Annotated in this window: 12 protein-coding genes; 5 read left to right on the forward strand and 7 right to left on the reverse strand. The window is 66.8% G+C overall.

Annotated features, from left to right (window positions below; all coding sequences use genetic code 11):
• The first annotated feature begins 130 nt into the window (after positions 1–130).
• The 5 genes from AC07X5_RS05500 (at position 131) to AC07X5_RS05520 (ending at position 8,742) form a co-directional block, all read left to right on the forward strand.
• Positions 131–1,837, forward strand: a complete 1,707-nt coding sequence (locus tag AC07X5_RS05500; protein WP_494769310.1) for a bluetail domain-containing putative surface protein — start codon at positions 131–133, stop codon at positions 1,835–1,837.
• Positions 1,838–2,298: 461 nt separating this feature from the next.
• Positions 2,299–4,392 (forward strand): O-linked N-acetylglucosamine transferase, SPINDLY family protein, encoded by a 2,094-nt coding sequence (locus tag AC07X5_RS05505; protein ID WP_494769311.1) that lies wholly within the window; start codon positions 2,299–2,301, stop codon positions 4,390–4,392.
• Between the two features lie 86 nt (positions 4,393–4,478).
• Entirely contained in the window at positions 4,479–6,014 is a 1,536-nt protein-coding gene (locus AC07X5_RS05510) for a methyltransferase regulatory domain-containing protein (protein WP_494769312.1), read from the forward strand.
• Between the two features lie 439 nt (positions 6,015–6,453).
• On the forward strand, positions 6,454–8,025 hold the full coding sequence (locus tag AC07X5_RS05515; protein WP_494769313.1) for a hypothetical protein: 1,572 nt from the start codon (positions 6,454–6,456) through the stop codon (positions 8,023–8,025).
• Between the two features lie 165 nt (positions 8,026–8,190).
• Positions 8,191–8,742, forward strand: coding sequence for a hypothetical protein (locus AC07X5_RS05520; RefSeq protein WP_494769314.1), 552 nt, complete (start codon positions 8,191–8,193; stop codon positions 8,740–8,742).
• A 45-nt stretch (positions 8,743–8,787) separates the two neighbouring features.
• Here AC07X5_RS05520 and AC07X5_RS05525 read toward each other — a convergent pair whose 3' ends face one another.
• The 7 genes from AC07X5_RS05525 to AC07X5_RS05555 are packed head-to-tail and all read right to left on the reverse strand — an operon-like array spanning position 8,788 to position 17,414.
• On the reverse strand, positions 8,788–9,675 hold the full coding sequence (locus AC07X5_RS05525) for a beta-keto acid cleavage family enzyme (RefSeq protein ID WP_494769315.1): 888 nt from the start codon (positions 9,673–9,675) through the stop codon (positions 8,788–8,790).
• Between the two features lie 13 nt (positions 9,676–9,688).
• The gene (locus tag AC07X5_RS05530) at positions 9,689–10,855 is read right to left on the reverse strand and encodes an acyl-CoA dehydrogenase family protein (protein ID WP_494769316.1); all 1,167 of its coding nucleotides are present in this window, start codon (positions 10,853–10,855) and stop codon (positions 9,689–9,691) included.
• Between the two features lie 4 nt (positions 10,856–10,859).
• Positions 10,860–12,833: an acetyl/propionyl/methylcrotonyl-CoA carboxylase subunit alpha gene (locus AC07X5_RS05535; RefSeq protein WP_494769317.1), complete on the reverse strand. Its 1,974-nt coding sequence runs from the start codon at positions 12,831–12,833 to the stop codon at positions 10,860–10,862.
• Positions 12,830–13,645, reverse strand: coding sequence for an enoyl-CoA hydratase/isomerase family protein (locus tag AC07X5_RS05540; RefSeq protein WP_494769318.1), 816 nt, complete (start codon positions 13,643–13,645; stop codon positions 12,830–12,832). The genes AC07X5_RS05535 and AC07X5_RS05540 overlap by 4 nt, the downstream gene beginning before the upstream one ends.
• Before the next feature lie 13 nt (positions 13,646–13,658).
• Positions 13,659–14,840 (reverse strand): acyl-CoA dehydrogenase family protein, encoded by a 1,182-nt coding sequence (locus tag AC07X5_RS05545; RefSeq protein ID WP_494769319.1) that lies wholly within the window; start codon positions 14,838–14,840, stop codon positions 13,659–13,661.
• Positions 14,841–14,898: 58 nt separating this feature from the next.
• Positions 14,899–16,512: an acyl-CoA carboxylase subunit beta gene (locus AC07X5_RS05550; RefSeq protein ID WP_494769320.1), complete on the reverse strand. Its 1,614-nt coding sequence runs from the start codon at positions 16,510–16,512 to the stop codon at positions 14,899–14,901.
• Positions 16,509–17,414, reverse strand: a complete 906-nt coding sequence (locus AC07X5_RS05555) for an SDR family oxidoreductase (protein WP_494769321.1) — start codon at positions 17,412–17,414, stop codon at positions 16,509–16,511. Before AC07X5_RS05555 ends, AC07X5_RS05550 begins: the two co-directional genes overlap by 4 nt.
• Positions 17,415–17,416: the final 2 nt, after the last annotated feature.

Genomic DNA, 17,416 nt, shown 5'->3' on the forward strand with positions numbered 1-17,416 from the left:
TAATGCCAGAGCAAACTTGTAAAGATGGGGCTGAACTGGCACGCACGGCAGACAAGCGTGGTGCACTAGACGGGCTGGCCTTGCTTTAGCAACTTGTTTTCATTTTTCAACTGTTAATAGGAAGTTTCAAATGCCTAAGCAAATTTTCGGTATCGACTCGGTTGTTACCTCGCTGAACCGCGCGTTCAACGACCAATCCCCAGCCAACGCTGTGTACAACAACCAAGTGTCGCAAGCCACTTCGGTCGGTACCAATGCGTTTGCTCTGTCGTTCGGCGCCGGCTTCACCAGCCTGACCGAAGACGCTCTGGCTGCAAAGATCCTGGGCAACCTGGGCGTGCTGCCTAACACCGGCCTGCAAGCCGCCGTCAAGGACTACCTGGTTTCCGTGGGCAAGGCCAACGTGGGTATCGTTGCTCTGCAACTTGCTGACATCCTGTCCGGCCTGGAAAACGCCACCGGCGACCAAGCTGCTTTCGCTCCATTCGCTGTGAAGTGGAACAACGAAGTCACCGCTTCGTACACCTACTCGGCCAACCCCGCCAACACCAGCGCTTCGCCTATCGGTACCGATGACGGCGCCGTGACCGGCGTGACCCTGGCCCTGACGACTTCGGACGACTTCCTGTCGCCCCAAGCTGCTGAAGCCAAGTTCAAGACCACGGCCAACAACGACACCATCGTTGCCACGACCGCTGGTACCCTGAAGGGCGGCGACGTGATCGACGGCGGCGCTGGCACCGACACGCTGCGCGCTGAAATCGACGCCACCGGCTACGCTCCTACCGTGACCAACGTCGAAAACTTCTTCATCAAGACCGGCACCGCCTGGAACTTCGACCTGAAGAACGTGACTGGCATCCAGCAATTCTGGAACGAAGGTTCCACCGCTGCCCTGACCGTGAAGAACGCTGCCCTGGGCACCACGATCGGCGTGAAGGACACCGCCACCGACACCATCGTTGAATTCGCCAAGGCCACCGGCACCGCTGACGCTGCCACCGTGGTTCTGAGCGGCTCCACCGGCGGCAACGTGCAAGTGGACTCCATCGAAACGCTGAACCTGCAAAGCACCGTGAAGGCCAACACCACGACCATCGTGGGCAACACCCTGGAAACGCTGACCGTGACCGGCGACAAGGGCCTGACCCTGACCGCTTCGGGCCCAGCTGCAGCTTCGCTGAAGGCCATCGACGCTTCGGCCCTGACCGCTGCTGCCACGATCACCGCCACCGGCGCTGTGAACGCACTGTCCATCAAGGGCGGTACGGCTGCTGACACCATCATTGCCACGGGCGCTACCAAGGCCGTGACGATCGACGGCGGCACCGGTGCTGACACGATCTCCCTGACGGCCAACAAGGCTCACTCCATCACCTTGGGTGCTGGCGCTGACGTGCTGACCCTGGACGTGGGCACGAAGGCCGCCACGACCGGTAGCCTGACCGCCACCGATCTGACGACCGCTGCCAAGCTGATCGCTGCTGCTGTCAAGGTGACCGACTTCGCTGCTGGCGACACGCTGGTTCTGAAGAGCGCTGACTACACGACGGTTGCCAACGTGACCAAGCTGACCGGCACGGTTGCTGAAAACCTGGCTGCCACCGGCGACCTGCTGAACATCATCTCCGACCTGACCGACACGGCCCTGCCTGCCGGCGCTGGCACGACCACGACGATCGCTACACAGATCGGCGCAAACCAGGCCGTCAGTTTCGTGCTGGGTGGCAACAGCTACATCTTCGTGAACAACGCAACTGCTGGCCTGGACGCTGGCGACGTGCTGATCCAGCTGACCGGTGTGACGGCTCCTGCCACGATCACGTTCGCTGCCTAATCCCAGCGCATCGTTACCGGGGTTTGCTTCCCGGTGCCCAAAAGGCCGCCTTCGGGCGGCCTTTTTTTGTCTGGATTTCTGTTCCGGGCACTTGGCATTGGCAATTGACCGGAATATCCGCTGCTCGCGCTGCATCGTTCGGCAGGGGCTTGGACCAGAGCCTTTGGCCGCAGACGAAAGGCCGAGGCCTCGGTTTACCATGGCGGCGTTTTTGCATGGCTTGCACCGGGCCTTTCCTACCTATGCCGAATGAACCATCGAATCCCCGGGCTCTGAGCGAACTTCACGCCTCCCGGGACTTTGCTGCCTGCCTGGCCATGGCCCGGCAAGGGTTGGCAGGCAATCCACGCGACGCCGCTGCACTGTTCTGGGCCGCGCGCAGTGCGCTGGCCTTGGGCCAGGCTGCGCTGGCACGCCAGTGGGCACAGGACGGATGCCGCCACCATCCGGGCGATGCGCAAATGCACGTACTCCTGGGGGACAGTCTGTTGCAGCTGGCCGACCAGGAGGGGGCGCTGGCCGCCTTTCAGCAGGCCTTGCTGCTGTTGGCCGAATCCGCCCCCGGTATCTCAGCGCACCATCCGGCACAGCTGGCCATGCTCTGCAACAAGCTTGGCGACGTGCTCTACCAACTGCAACGCTTCGCCGAGGCCCATGCGGCTTTTGCACGCGCGACCACATTGCACCCCGGCCTGGGCCAGGCCTGGTTCAACCAAGGCATCACCCTGCTGGCCCTGGGGCAGGGTGACCAAGCCGAGCCCGCACTGGCGCATGCGTTGGAGCTGGGCCACAGCCAGCGCGACACCTTGTCCGCCCTGGGGGTGAGTCTGATCACGCAGCGCAAATGGCGCCAGGCCCAGCAGGTGCTGGCCCAGGCGCTGGAGTTTGATGCCGATGACGCCATGGTGCTGAACAACCTGGCGCTGGCCCACCAAAACCTGGGGCAACTGGCGCAGGCCGAGGCCCTGATCCGCCGCAAGCTGGCACTAGAGGGGCGCAATGCCAACGCATGGGTCCATTTGGGCAATGTGCTGCGTGAGCAGGGCCGGGGCGCCGAAGCCACGGCGGCCTTCCAGGCCGCGCTGCAGCTCGACGGCCACCACTTCGGCGCGCTGCTGAGCCTGGCCGTGCTATACCGCGAAGCGCAGGCCCTCTCGGAGGCGATTGCCCGCCTAGAGCAGGCCCTGCAAAATGCCCCGCGCAGCCACCCCCATTACGCGGATGCGCTGGCGGAGCTGGGCTCGGCCCATGCCGCGCTGGGTACGCATGCACCCAGCGAGGCCTTGTTCCGGCAGGCGCTGGCACTGCGACCCCAGGACCGGCAGATCTGGAGCAAGTGGTTCTTCGTGCTCAACAACCATCCCGACAAGACCGCCGAGGATATTTTTGCGGAGTACCAGGCCTTCCAGGCGCGGTTCCAACCCGGCGTGCACGAGGGCGTACTGCAGGCCTCTATTGCCGGGTCCGGTTCTGTTGGGTCCCGCATCCATGTCGGCTATGTCTCTGCGGACTTCACGCCGCATGCGGTCCGGCACTTTTTGATGCCCCTGCTGGCCCACCACGACCGGACTCGTTTCAAGGTATCGGCGTTTGCGGGCATGGCGGGCCCGGACGCCGTGTGGCCGCCTTACCGCGGCATGGTGGAACAGTGGCATTTCACCAAGGGAATGACCGCGCCGGAGGTGGCCGCCCTGGTGCGCGATGCCGGGGTGGATGTGCTGGTGGATCTGTCGGGCCACACCGCGGGCAATCGCCTGGATGTGTTTGCGCTCAGGCCGGCCCCGGTGTCCGTGAGCTGGATGGGCTTTGGCTCCACCTCGGGGCTCAGCACCATCGATTTCTACCTGTCCGATGCGCAGGTATTGCCCCGGCAGGATGCCCCCTTCTTCGCCGAAAAGCCCTGGCGGCTGGAGCGGCCTTACCTTGCATACCGGCCCGCCCCCGGGATGGGCGAGGCCGGCAGCCTGCCTGCACTCGCCAAAGGCCATGTGACCTTCGTCTCCTTGAGCCGGGCCATCCGTTTCAATGACGGGCTGCTGGCGGCCTGGGCGCGCATCCTGGGCCGCTTGCCCGGTGCGCGCCTGGTGCTCGACAGCAAGAACATGCTGGATGCCGATTTTGCCGGGCGCATCCAGGCGAAATTCGCCGCGCTGGGAGTGGCTTGCGAGCGCATCGAATGCGGGTTCCACAGTCCGCCCTGGGACCTGCTCAGGCAGGCGGACATTTCACTCGATTGCTTTCCGCACAACAGCGGCACCACCCTCCTGGAGTCGCTGTACATGGGGGTTCCCTACGTCACGCTCAGCCAGCGCCCCGGCGTCGGGCGCCTGGGCGCAGCCATCCTGCATGGGGCCGGCCATCCCGAATGGGTGGCGACCAGCGTCGAGGAGTATGTGGACAAGGCGGTGGCCCTGGCGGCCGACCTGCCGGCACTCGCCGCCCTGCGGGCTGGCCTGCGAGCACAGATGGAGCAAAGCCCCCTCATGGACGAGCCGGGCTTTGCGCGTGCCGTGGAGGCGGCCTATGCCGGCATGCTCGCGCAATCGTGCGGGTGACCACGCCGGCCAACAGCGCGCGAAGGGGGCCGGGCGGAGGCATCGCCATGTCAAAATGTGCAACCTCAAACAAGGAGTTGCTCTGCATGTCTGAATGGACCGCCGGCTATGTGGCCGACATTGGATACACCTACGGCTATTACTCCGAACTCAATCCCTTGCGGCTGCGCCTGGCCTTCCTGAACCAGGGCCTGGCCTTTCCCGAGGTGGGCGCCGCCTGTGAACTGGGTTTTGGCCAGGGCCTGAGCGCCAACATGCATGCCGCCGCCTCCCTGGTGCAATGGCATGGCAACGACTTCAATCCTGCGCAGGCCGGGTTTGCCCAAGAGCTGGCAGCCGCTGCGGGGGCCGGTGCCCAGCTGACCGACGAATCCTTCGCCGAGTTTTCGGCGCGCACGGACCTTCCGCAGTTCGACTACATCGGCCTGCACGGTATCTGGAGCTGGATCAGTGACGAGAACCGCGCCCTGATCGTGGAGTTCATCCGCACCCGCCTCAAGGTGGGGGGGGTGCTGTACATCAGCTACAACACCTTGCCGGGCTGGGCGGCATTTGCGCCCATGCGCCATCTGCTCACACTTCATGCCCAGGTGCAGGGCTCCGAGGGGCAGGGCATCGTGGGGCGCATCGACGGTGCCTTCGAATTCGCCGACCAACTGCTGGAAGCCAACCCCGGCTATGCCCGGGCCAACCCTGGTGTGCCCGAGCGTTTCAAGAAGGTCAAGGAGCAGAACCGCCACTATGTGGCGCACGAGTACTTCAACCGCGACTGGGAGCCCATGCACTTTGCCACCCTGGCGAAGTGGCTGGAACCGACGAAATTGCAGTTTGCCTGCTCGGCCCATGTCCTGGACCATGTGGATCCGCTCAACCTGCTGCCCCAGCAGCAGGCACTCCTCAACAGCACGAATGATGTCACCCTCCGCGAAACCGCGCGAGACTTCATCGCCAACCAGCAGTTCCGGCGCGACTACTGGGTGAAGGGGGCGCGCAAGCTCAGTCCGTTGGAGCAAAGCGAGGCATTGCGGGCCCAGAGGGTGGTGTTGGTCACGCACCGGCCCGATGTATCGCTGAAGGTCACGGGCATGTTGGGATCCGCTGAAATGAGCGAGGTGGTCTACACCCCCATCCTGGATTTTCTCGGCGACCACAAGCCGCGCACACTTGCGCAGATCGAGCAGGCGGTCAAGGACAAGGGGATTCCCTTTGTCCAGGTACTGCAGGCTGTGCTGGTGCTCAGCGGTGCCGGCCACCTCATGGCCGTGCAGGACGACGCCCTGATCGCCAAGGCGCGCAAGCACACGGACAAGCTCAACGCCCACCTCATGCAAAAAGCGCGCGGCAGCCATGAAGTGGGCTACCTAGCCAGCCCGGTGAGCGGTGGCGCCGTGGCGGTGGCACGCTTTCCCCAGTTGTTCCTGGTGGCATTGGCCCAGGGCAAGAAGCAGCCTGCGGACTGGGTGCCCGCAGTCTGGGCCCTGCTGCAGGCGCAAGGGCAAAAGCTCATCAAGGACGGCAAGGCGCTTGAAACGCCCGAGGAAAACCTGGCGGAGCTGCTGTCCCAGGCCACCGTGTTTGCCCAGAAGCAATTGCCGATTCTGAAGGCCTTGATGGTGGCCTGAGTCCCGAGGGGGCGGCACGCGGGCGGCACGCGGGCGACACGCCCGGCTCCGCTGGCAGCCGATGCGTGCCTTTAGGTGCCGCGCGGCGTGGCGGTGGCGCACTGGAGCCCTGCCGTGCACGCAGTGCATGCGGCTGGCCGGCATCCCGCCGCACTCCATCGCCCCGCCCTCCAGGGGCACGCACAGGACATACCGGCAAGCCTTTCTCTTGAGAGCGTCGTCCAGGCACCGCTTTGCCAGCCATGGCGACGGGACCAAGGAGGTCGGCAATCCCGCGAGCGGCTCTTGGCTCTGAGCAAGGCGAGTAGCCCACCGAGGCCGGAGCAGGGCTTGCATATATGCGGCACCTTCCCGGTTCTGCGCATCCCACGGACATTGCTGCCACGGGCGAGGTGCCCGGACAAATGGGCAGGCAAGGGCCCGGAAAGGGAATCACACCATGGGACGTCATCTGGTACCGGGCACGGACGCGCAGAACCAGGCCGTATTGGCGGTGGCCGAAACGGCGCTGGCTGCGGGGGACTATGCCAAGCTGGGAGCAGGGGGGCTGGTGCGGAGAGCTGCCGATGGCGTACCCCTGGCGCTCCAGAATGCAGGGGCTGGTGTCAGCGCACTGGTCCCCACAGCCGCAGTGGAGAGCAGCGGGAGTGCCTGGGGGCGCAATATCTTCAGTGCGCAGGTCTTTCGCTCGGTTCTCGCGTTGGACAGTGGCAGTTTTGCGGTGGTCTACAGTGGCAACGGCTCCCAGTCTGACATAGGCGCTAATCTGCGTATCTATAGTCCGATGCGCGTGTCGCTGTCCTCGCGAATCACTGTAACCACCGTTAGCGGAGTGGTGGGTACCCGTCTGGCACGGGCTGGCGGCGACGGCATTGCCGTCATCTGGGTGGAAAGCGTGAGCCTCAAGCTGACGATCCATTCCGCGGCGACGGGTGCCATGGTGGTGTCTGAATCCACCCTGGCAACGCTTCCCAACAATGACAACCAAAGCTGGAACGTGGCGACCCTGGCCAGTGGCGAAGTCGTGGTGACCTATGCCAAGAGCGGGTCGAACGACCTGGCGTTCAAGCGCTTCAATGCATCGGGCGTGCAGCAGGGCAGCGAGGTGCTGGTGGAGGCCGGTGCCAACCCCAGTTGCGTGGGCGTGCTGCCTTTGGCTGCAGGGGGCTTTGTGGTGCACTATTTCCGCAGTGCGGTGGCGACTGCCTACAAGTTTGCACGCTTCAATGCAGCGGGGGCTTTGCAAGGGGCATTGACAACGTTGGCTGTAACGACTTTCAACCGCAATGCGACCCCAGCAGAGCGCAATGCCATGGAGCTGGGCAATGGCAACCTGGCCTTTGTCGACCCGTCCAGCAGCACCTCGGCGGCCGTGCGCCTGTACGACGCTGCAGGCAATTTTCTCACTACGGTGCTGGCTGCCACGGGGGCCGCAGGCATGCCCAATACCGTGTGCATCTGCCCCCGCCAGTTTGGCGGCTTCTGGCTGGCGGTGGGAGGGCAGGTGTACGAGTACGACAATGCCGGGACCAGTCTGCGGCAGTCGGTGGTGGCCGGGTTTGCACCGTTCATGCTGATCGACCGTGCGGGCAATGGGCCGGTCATGGTGTCGCACTTGGTAGGCAGCGGGTTCACCGTCGTGCTGAGCAGTTGGACCGCCGACCTGTCGGCCGTTGAAAACACCCTCACCTTGAGTACATCCAGCTCATACCCCTTGTCGTATGCGTGGACTGAGGTGCTGTCCAATGGCATGCTGGCCAGCGTGGTGTGTGGTCAGCCATCCACCGGGGCTGCAACGGTGCATGTGAGCATTCCTCAGGCGGCATCCATCCTGGGCATCGTGCAGGAGCCCGCAGCGGCCGGCGCGGTGGTGCGGGTGGCCACGGCCGGAAAGTTCGCGTCTACGCAGTCGTTCAGCGGCCCCGCGTTTGACCGGCGCAGTGCCACCCCTCCGGGTACGCGTGGTGTGGCAGTGGGCACTGCAGCCATTCTGGGCGGATTAGCGGGATAGCGGGCGGCTCGACAGCAGAGGGGCCGGCAGCCAGAGCCGGGGGCAGGGGCGCTAAGAGGCAATGGTGCCCTCGGGCGGTCGCTGCGCGCCATGCAATGTTTTCTTGTGAGCCCTGGCGTGTAGGCTCTATGCTCTGCATGTTTCACCATCATTGGAGCTGTGTTTGTGGCCATCGTCCTCTCTGCCGACCTCGAAGTCAGCATTCTGAACCGCGCGTTGAACGACCAGTCCCCCTCGAATGCGGTTTTCCACCAGCAGAGGTTGGCTGCCGGCGCTACCCCGCAAAGCTGGGAAGCCTATGCCTTCCAGTTCGGCGCTGGCTACCAGCACCTGACGACGGGTGCCCTGGCGTTGCAGATCACGGCCAACCTGGGGCTGCCGCAAGACATTGGCCTGCAAGGCGCGCTGGTCTCGTACCTGGACGCCGTGGGCAAGGAAAATGTGGGTATCGTGGCCTTCCAATTGGGCTACGCATTGCTGGGCCTGGAAAAGGCCGGCGGTGAGCTGGCCGTTTACAACGCAGCGGCCGAGGCATGGTCCAAGGAGGTCGCGGAAGCCTATGTGTACTCGACCAACTCGGCCCACGGCAGCCCCTCGCCCAAGGGGGCATCGGCAGGTGCGGCGGGCTGGAGCTCCGCAGTGGAGCACCACCAGCCGGTCGACGCCAGCGCAGCGGTGCAGTTGGTGGGCGTGGACGCCGGGGCTTTGCTGGCCTGAAGAGGCTGTCGCTGACGGGCTGCTGGCCGCCCAGCAGCACCATCATCAAGCGGTGTATGTTTGCAAGCCCAGCAACTCCCGCGCCTCCTGCGGTGAGGCCACGCTGCGCCCTGCGTCGCGCGCGACCTGGGCCAACTGTGCAATCAGCGGCCCATTCGATGTGGCCTTGCTGCCATCGGGCAGGTAGAAGGTATCTTCGAGCCCGGTGCGCAGGTGGCCGCCCAGTTCGGCCACGCGCTGGTGCACGGGCCAGATCTCCTGGCGGCCGATCACGGTGGCCTGCCACGGTGCATCCTTGATCTTGAGCTTGAGCAAAATGGGCAGCAGGTCCGGGTCGGCCGGCATGCCCGATTCGACGCCCATCACAAAGTTGTATTCGGGCAGGCGCTCGGTGTACATGCCCGTCTGCACATACATCTCCACGCAGCGCACGATGCCCACGTCGAAGCATTCGAACTCGGGCAGGGTACCGGTTTCCAGCATCACGTCGATGAAGTCCTTGACCTTGGCGGGCTGGTTGTCGAACAGCATGGGCGGCCAGGCCCAGGTGCCGTTGCTGCGCACCTTGAGGTAGTTGAGCGAGCCGGCGTTGCAGGCCGCCATCTCGGGCCGGGTGGCGCGCAGGCAGTCGAGCGGGCCCTGGTAGTGCGGGCCCACCACGCCGGTGGTCTGGTTGATGATGAGGCCGGGGCATTCTTCGCGCATGGCCTGAACGCAGTCGCGCGCCACCTGCGGGTCCCACGAGGGCAGGTGGCCCTTGCCCGGCTCCTGCTGGCGAAAGTGCACGTGCACCACGGCGGTGCCGGCGTCCACCGCGCGGCGCGCCTCGCGCGCCAGTTGCTCGGGCGTCACGGGCACATGGTGCTGCGTGGGGTCGGTCAGCACGCCGGTGATGGCGCAGGTGATGATGGCTTTGTCGTTGCTGTTGCTCATTGCGTCTCGTCTCCTAGATGCCAAGCTGCCGCGCCGCCAGGTCCTTCATGATCTCTTCGGCGCCGCCGCCGATCATCATGACCTTGACCTCGCGGTAGATGCGTTCGCTCACGGTGCCGCGCATATAGCCCATGCCGCCCAGGATCTGCACGGCCTGGTCGGCGCAGAACTGCATGGTCTGCGTGGCGTGGTTCTTGAGCAGGCAGACCTGGGCCACCCATTCGGGGCCGCTGTGGCCGGCATCGGCCTGCGCGGCCACCGATTCGAGCCATGCGGCGGTGGAGTGCATGCGCATCTGCATGTCCACCAGCTTGTGGCGTATGACCTGGTGGCCCACCAGTGGCGCGCCAAAGGTCTTGCGCTGGCGCGCCCAGGCCAGGGCTTCGTCGTAACAGGCTTCGGCGAAGCCCAAGGCGGAGGCGGCCAAGCCAAAGCGCTCGCCATTGAAGTTGGCCATGATGGTGCGAAAGCCATCGCCCTCGGCCCCCAGCAGGTAGCGCGCGGGCACGCGCACGTTGTCAAAGCGCAGGTGCGCGGTGTCGGAGCACAGCCAGCCCATCTTGGACAACGCGCTGCGCGACAGGCCGGCACTGTGGCCGGGAACCAGCAGCATGGAAATGCCGCCACTGCCCCGGCTGCCGGCCTCGCCCGTGCGCACGGCCAAGGTAATCCAGTCGGCACGCATGCCCGAGGTGATGAACACCTTTTCGCCATTGACCACGTAGTCATCGCCCTCGCGCCGCGCGGTGGTGGCCAGTTGCGCCACGTCGGAGCCGCCGCCGGGCTCGGTGATCGCCAGGGCGGCAATGCGCTCGCCCGCCAGCACGGGCGGGATCACCTCGTCACGCACCGCATCGCTGCCATGCGCCAGCACCGGCGGCAGGCCGATGTTGTGCGACAGCAGGCTGGCCAGCACGCCACCGCTGGTGCCATGGCGGCACAGGGCCTGCCACAGCGGCAGGCGCAGCGCATAGCTGGCGGGTGTGCCGCCGTACTGCTCGGGGTAGCCCAGGCCCAGCAGGCCCAGCTCGCCGGCGCGGCGGTACAGCGTGCGGGGGAATTCGCCCGCGGCATCCCAGGCGTCCACATGCGGTGCGATCTCGGTGCGGGCAAAGCGCGTGACTGTATCGGTCAGCGCGGCACGGTCGGCGCGCAGGTCGTCATCAAAGGGGGCCAGCATGGTTTCAAGCCTCCTGCGTTGCAAAGCGCGCCAGCACCTGGCCTGGTGCCACCTGCTGGCCCGGCGCCACCAGCAGTTCGGCCACGGTGGCTGCGGCAGGGCTGGCGAGGCTGTGTTCCAGCTTCATGGATTCGAGCACCACCACCGTGGCGCCTGCCTGCAAGGCCTCGCCAGCAGACACGGGCACCGCCACCACGCGGCCGTTGAAAGGAGCACGCAGCTCGCTGGCACCGCCGGCCGTGCCGGCACGTGGTGCTGGCTCCCACGAGGCGTCTTCAACCCAGCCATCCACCCCGCCGGCTTGCCAGTGCCAGCGCTGCGGCCCCACCGCTGCCGTGCGCACCGTGTGCGCCACCCCATCGAGGGCGCATTGCACCCGGCCATCGGGCAAAGGGGTCATCTGAAGGGTGGTGGGCTCACCTGCATCCCTCTGCTCCACGTGCAGATGCCCTCGGCCCAACTCACGCACGGCCATCGGCAGCACATCGCCCTGGTGGCGCAGCCGCATGGGGCGCGCAAAGCTGCAGGGCAGGGTGGTGGCGCGGGGCGGGAACAGGGCCGCCATGGCGCCGGGCAGCAGGGCGGCCTGTTGTTGCTGGCGCAGGGCCGTGCGCAGGGCATCGCCTTCAGCGGCCAGAAAGGGCACGCGCGCCTGGCCGGCGCGAAACTGCGGGTGGTCCAGGCAGGCTGCCAGCAAGGCGCGGTTGCTTGGCAGCCCGAGCAACGCGGTTTCCCCCAGTGCGCGCACCAGCGCATCGATGGCCTCGCCGCGCGTGGCGGCATGCACGATGAGTTTGCCCAGCATGGCGTCGTAGTGGGGCGTGACCTCCGCGCCTTCTTCGAGTGCATGGTCAAAGCGCAGGCCGCCCAGCGGCGCGCGCTGGAACGCAGTCGCCTGTGGCGCCTTGAAGTGCAGCACCTGTCCCGTGTGCGGAGTGAAGTGTGCGTCTTCCGCGCACAGCCGCACTTCGATGGCATGGCCCTGCAAGGCCACTTGGTCCTGCTTCAGGGGCAGGGGCTCGCCGCGTGCCACGCGGATCTGCCACTCCACCAGGTCCAGACCGGTGAGCGCCTCGGTCACGGGGTGTTCCACTTGCAGGCGGGTGTTCATCTCCATCAGGTAGAAATCGCCCTCGTCGTCCCCGTCGAGCAGGAATTCCACCGTGCCCGCGCCCACATACCCTGCCGCCTGGGCCAGCGCCACAGCGCAGGTGCCCATGCGCTCACGCAAGGCGGTGTCGACGGCGGGACTGGGTGACTCCTCGATGAGCTTCTGGTGCCGGCGCTGCACGGAGCAGTCGCGCTCACCCAGGTGGATGCAGTGGCCATGCGCGTCGGCAAAGACCTGTACTTCCACATGGCGCGGGCTGAGCAGGGCACGCTCGATCAGCAGATCGCCATTGCCGAAGCCGGCCAGCGCTTCCGACCGGGCGCTGGCCAGGGCAGCGGGCAGTTGCGTTGCCTCCATCACCAACCGCATACCGCGCCCGCCGCCGCCAGCCACGGCTTTCACCATCAGCGGGTAGCCGATGCGGGCCGCTTCGCTGGCAAAGCGTTCACCGCCCTGGTCGCTGCCCGCATAGCCGGGCAAGCAGGGCACGCCCTGGGCATGGGCCAGCGCCTTGGCGCCGGCCTTGCTGCCCAATGTGCGAATAGCAGCAGGGGGCGGGCCGATCCAGGTGAGGCCGGCATCCACCACGGCCTGCGCGAAATCGGCGTTTTCGCTCAGGAAGCCATAGCCCGGGTGCACGGCATCGGCGCCTGCGGCGCGTGCTGCCGCCAGCAGCTTGTCGATGCGCAGGTAGCTGTCGGCACTGGCGCTGCCGCCCAGGGCCACCGCCTGGGTGGCCTCACGCACATGCAGAGCCTGTGTGTCGGGATCGGAGTACACGGCCACGGTGGCAATGCCCATGGCGTGTGCCGTGTGCACGATGCGCCTGGCGATCTCTCCGCGATTGGCAATCAGTATCTTTTTCATGCCGAAGCACTCCAGGGCGGTGCCTTGCGGGCCGTGAAGGCGGCAAGGCCCTGCGGCGCCTCTGGTCCGCGCAGGGCATGGGCAAACAGGTGGGCTGCATCGTCGAGCAGGGCCGGCAGCGGCAGGGTGCCTTGCACCTGCGCCAGCAGGTGCTTGGTGGCCGCAATGGCCTGGGGCGCAGCGTGGGCCAGGCGCTGCACGGCGGCCTGCACGGCTTCATCCATCGCGCCATCGACCACCTCGTCCACCAGCCCTGCCTGGTGTGCTGCAGCCGCCCCGCTGCGCGCCCCCGACAGCAGCCAGCGCCGTGCCGCCGCCGGCCCGAGCCGCCGCACCACGAAGGGGGCGATCTGTGCGGGCACCAGGCCCAGCGTGACCTCGGGTGCGCCGAACTGGGCGCCCGCGTCGGCCAGCACCAGATCGCCGCAGCAGGCCAGGCCCAGGCCGCCGCCCATGGCCGCGCCCTCCACCGCGATCACCAGCCACTGGGGCAGGCCGCACAGCGCCTGCAGCAGCGTGCCGAAGCGCCGGTTCAGCGGCACCAGCGGGTCGGGCATGCCTGCAGCGAGCGGCTGGCCGATGGCCTTGGCAAAGCCGCCCAGGCTGCCGCCCGCACAGAAGTGCCCGCCTGCGCCGCGCAGCACCACGCCACGCAAAGCACCGTCGTTGCGCGCGCGGGTGCAGGCGTTCAGCAGGGCGTCCACCATGGCATCGGTTAGCGCGTTGCGGCTGGCCGGGTCGTTCAAGGTCCAGGTCTCTACGACAAGTCCGCTGCCCAGCGGCGCGCGGTCGATCAGCAGGGCGTCGGGCATGCTGTGTCCTGGTTCAGTGGGCGGTGGGCCGCTTGGCGATGCCCATGGTCTTGGCGAGGATGCCCAGCATTACCTCGTCGGCCCCGCCGCCGATGGAGGCCAGGCGCCCATCGCGGAACATGCGCGAGACCTTGTTCTCCAGCGTGAAGCCCATGCCGCCCCAGAACTGCAGGCAGGTGTCGGGCACCTCGCGGTTCAGGCGCCCGGCCTTGAGCTTGGCCATGGAGGCAAGCTCCAGCACGTCCTGCCCGCCCACATAGAGCTCGCAGGCGCGGTAGGTCAGTGCGCGCAGGGCTTCCACCTCGGTCTTCAGTTCGGCCAGCTTGAACTGCACCCACTGCTGGTCGGCCAGCGCACCGCCGAAGAGCTTGCGCTCCTGTGCCCATTCGATGGTCCAGGCGATGCAGTTGGTCAGCGATTCCAGGGTGCTCGAGGCGCACCACAGCCGTTCCTCCTGGAACTGCTGCATCTGGTAGATGAAGCCCTGGCCTTCGGCACCGATGCGGTAGCGTTGCGGCACGCGCACTTCGTCGAAGTAGAGCAGGCCGGTGTCGCTGCTGTGCATGCCGATCTTGCGGATCTTCTGCGCCACCTCCACGCCCTTGGTGAGCTGGCCGCCGGGGCCGTCGCGCAGGGGCACCATCACCAGGCTCTTGTTGCGGTGCACCGGGCCTTCGCCGGTGTTCACCAGCATGCACATCCAGTCGGCCTGCAGGCTGTTGGTGATCCACATCTTCTGGCCGGTGATCACGTAGTCGTCGCCGTCCTTGCGCGCCGTGGTCTTGATGCCCGACACGTCGCTGCCCGCCGCCGGCTCGCTCACGCCGATGCAGCCTACCGTGTCGCCCGCAATCGCCGGGGCCAGGAAGTCGCGCTTGAGCTCCTCGCTGCCATGGCGCGCCAGCGCCGGCGTGCACATGTCCGTCTGCACGCCGATGGCCATGGGCACGCCGCCGCAGTGCACGTGGCCCAGGGTCTCGGCCATGGCCACGGAGTAGGAATAGTCCAGGCCCGAGCCCCCGTATTCCTCGGGCTTGCACAGGCCCAGCAGGCCCAGTTGCCCCATCTTCTTGAAGACCTCGTGCGCAGGGAAGATCTCGGCTGCCTCCCACTCGTCCACATGGGGGTTGATCTCCTCGTCGATGAAGCGCTTGAGGGTCTTCTGGATCTCGCGGTGCTCGTGCGTGAACTGCATGGTGTGTCTCCGTTGGTTTTTGTGTGGACCAGTGCAAGAGGAAGAAATAGCCTGCTGTCTACATCCGTGCCACCCCGAACTGCATGGGGTGCACCTTGCGCGTCTGTGCGTCGGCGCAGGTGGCCAGGCACAGTGCCAACACGGCGCGCGTGTCGCGCGGGTCGATCACGCCGTCGTCCAGCAGCAGGCCGCTGGTATAGAAGGCGTCGGCCTGCGCTTCGAACATGGCCACGATCTTGTCGAACTGGGCCTGCGACTCGGCCGGGTCGGGCGTGATGCCTTTGCGCGCCAGCGCCGCTTCGGTCACGATCTGCATGGTGCGCGCGGCCTGCTCGCCGCCCATCACGGCCGTCTTGGCGCCGGGCCAGCTGAACAGGAAGCGCGGCGCATAGCCACGCCCGCACATGCCGTAGTTGCCCGCGCCAAAGCTCGCGCCGCACTGGATGGTGATCTGCGGCACGGTGGCGTTCGATACCGCCTGGATCATCTTGCTGCCATGCTTGATCATGCCGCCCTGCTCGCTGTCCTTGCCCACCATGTAGCCGGTGGTGTTCTGCAGGTAGACGATGGGGTGGCCGAGCTGGCACATCCACTGGATGAAATGCGCGGCCTTGTTGGCGCCGGCCACGTCGATGGGGCCGTTGTTGGTGATGAAGCCCACGGGGCGGCCGTCGATGCGCGCCTGGGCGCACACGGTGGCCATGCCGTAGCGGGCCTTGAATTCCAGCAGCTCGGAGCCATCGGCGATGCGCGCTATCACCTCGCGCATGTCCACGGGCTGGCGCAGGTCGTCGGGCATCAGGGCCAGCAGGTCTTCGGAATCGAGAGCGGGAGCCGGTACTTGCGCGGGGGCGGACGGGTTCTCCCAGCCCGAGGCTGCCACAATGGCGCGCGCCATGCCTATGGCTTCGCGGTCATCTTGCGCCAGGTACTCGCCCAGGCCCGAGATGCTGGTGTGCATCTCGGCACCGCCCAGTTCCTCCTCGGTGGCGATCTCGCCCGTGGCGGCCTTGAGCAGCGGCGGCCCGGCCAAAAAGGCGCGCGAGCGTCCCTGCACCATGATGACTACGTCTGACAGGCCGGGCATGTAGGCGCCGCCCGCCGTGCCCGAGCCATGTTGCACGGTGATGACGGGGATGCCCGCGGCCGACAGCCGCGCCAGGTTGCGGAACAGGCTGCCCCCGTGCACGAAGCCCTCCACCCGGTAGCGCATGAGGTTGGCGCCCGCGCTCTCGACCAGGTGCACGAAGGGCAGGCGATTCTGCAGCGCGATCTCCTGCACACGCAGGATCTTCTCGAGGCCCATGGGCTGGATGGCCCCGGCCTCGATGCCCGAGTCGCTGGCCACCACCATGCAGCGCACGCCCGACACCACGCCGATACCGGCCACGATGCCGCCGCCGGGGACGGACTTGGCGGGGTCCTTGCTGTCCTGCAGGTAGCCTGCCAGCGTGGCCAGCGGCAGCCAGGGTGTGCCGGCATCGAGCAGCAGCGCCACGCGCTGGCGCGGCAGCAACTGGCCGCGCTTGTCGAATTGTGGCTGTGAGCGCGCCGATGCCATGGCGGCACGGTCTTCCAGCGCGCGCAGGGCTTCGAGCCGCGCCAGCTGGGCGCTGCGGCGGCGCTGCGCGTCGGGTGTGGAGGGGTTGAAGCGCGAGGAAAAGGCCGTCAAGGTGCGCCCTCCGAAGGCATTTGCTCGGCAAACACGCGTGGCACCTGGGCACGGTGAAAGCCTTCGAAAGGCCGCACGGCCAGCCTATTTTGCGTGGCGGTGTCGGGCACCTGCATGGGCCAGCCCAGGCGCGCCTGGGGGCGGGCGCCGTCCACGCGCACGGTGCTGCCGTTGACGAAGCTGGCGGCGGGGCTCAACAGAAAGACGATGGCCGCCGAAACCTCGGCCTCGGTCCCGAAGCGCCCCTGCGGCACGGTATGGCGCATGGCGCGCAGCATGTCGGCGGCGGCGGGCGGGTAGTTGTCCATGCCGCTCGACGCGATGTAGCCCGGTGCCACGGCATTCACGCGCACGCCGCTGCCTGCCCATTCCAGGGCGGCGGTCTCGGTGAGGCTGACCATGCCGGCACGCGCCGCGCCGCTGTGCCCCATGCCCGGCATGGAGCCCCACATGTCGGCCACGATGTTGACGATGCTGCCACCGTGCGATGCCATCCACTGCCGGTGGCACTCGCGCGCCATCAAAAAGCCGCCGGTCAGGTTGGTGTTGAGCACCGCCTCCCAGCCCTTGGCGGAGATGGTGGAGAGCGGTGCCATGAACTGGCCGCCCGCATTGTTCACCAGCGCATCGATGCGGCCGTGCTCGGCCAGAACCTGTTGCACGACGATGCCCACGGCCTCTTCGGAGCGGATGTCGCAGGCGTGCCAGGAGGCTTGCCCGCCGTCGGCGTTGATTTCGGCCTGCACCGCCTGCAGCTTGTCGGCCTTGCGCCCGACCAGCACCACCTGCGCACCCAGCCGGGCCAGTTCGTGCGCCGTGCAGCGGCCTATGCCCGATCCGCCGCCGGTGACGATCACCACCTGCCCCGTAAAGAGCCCCGGTGCGAACACGCTCTGGTACATGG

The sequence above is a fragment of the Acidovorax sp. GW458-11-26-14-TSB4 genome (genome assembly GCF_059423865.1).

Bases quoted from the DNA above. Each gene is read 5' to 3' on its own strand.
- AC07X5_RS05515 (WP_494769313.1), top strand. From the start codon at position 6,454: ATGGGACGTCATCTGGTACCGGGCACGGACGCGCAGAACCAGGCCGTA.
- AC07X5_RS05500 (WP_494769310.1), top strand. From the start codon at position 131: ATGCCTAAGCAAATTTTCGGTATCGACTCGGTTGTTACCTCGCTGAAC.
- AC07X5_RS05530 (WP_494769316.1), bottom strand. From the start codon at position 10,855: ATGCTGGCCCCCTTTGATGACGACCTGCGCGCCGACCGTGCCGCGCTG.
- AC07X5_RS05505 (WP_494769311.1), top strand. From the start codon at position 2,299: ATGCACGTACTCCTGGGGGACAGTCTGTTGCAGCTGGCCGACCAGGAG.
- AC07X5_RS05555 (WP_494769321.1), bottom strand. From the start codon at position 17,414: ATGTACCAGAGCGTGTTCGCACCGGGGCTCTTTACGGGGCAGGTGGTG.
- AC07X5_RS05545 (WP_494769319.1), bottom strand. From the start codon at position 14,840: ATGCAGTTCACGCACGAGCACCGCGAGATCCAGAAGACCCTCAAGCGC.
- AC07X5_RS05525 (WP_494769315.1), bottom strand. From the start codon at position 9,675: ATGAGCAACAGCAACGACAAAGCCATCATCACCTGCGCCATCACCGGC.
- AC07X5_RS05540 (WP_494769318.1), bottom strand. From the start codon at position 13,645: ATGCCCGACGCCCTGCTGATCGACCGCGCGCCGCTGGGCAGCGGACTT.
- AC07X5_RS05510 (WP_494769312.1), top strand. From the start codon at position 4,479: ATGTCTGAATGGACCGCCGGCTATGTGGCCGACATTGGATACACCTAC.
- AC07X5_RS05535 (WP_494769317.1), bottom strand. From the start codon at position 12,833: ATGAAAAAGATACTGATTGCCAATCGCGGAGAGATCGCCAGGCGCATC.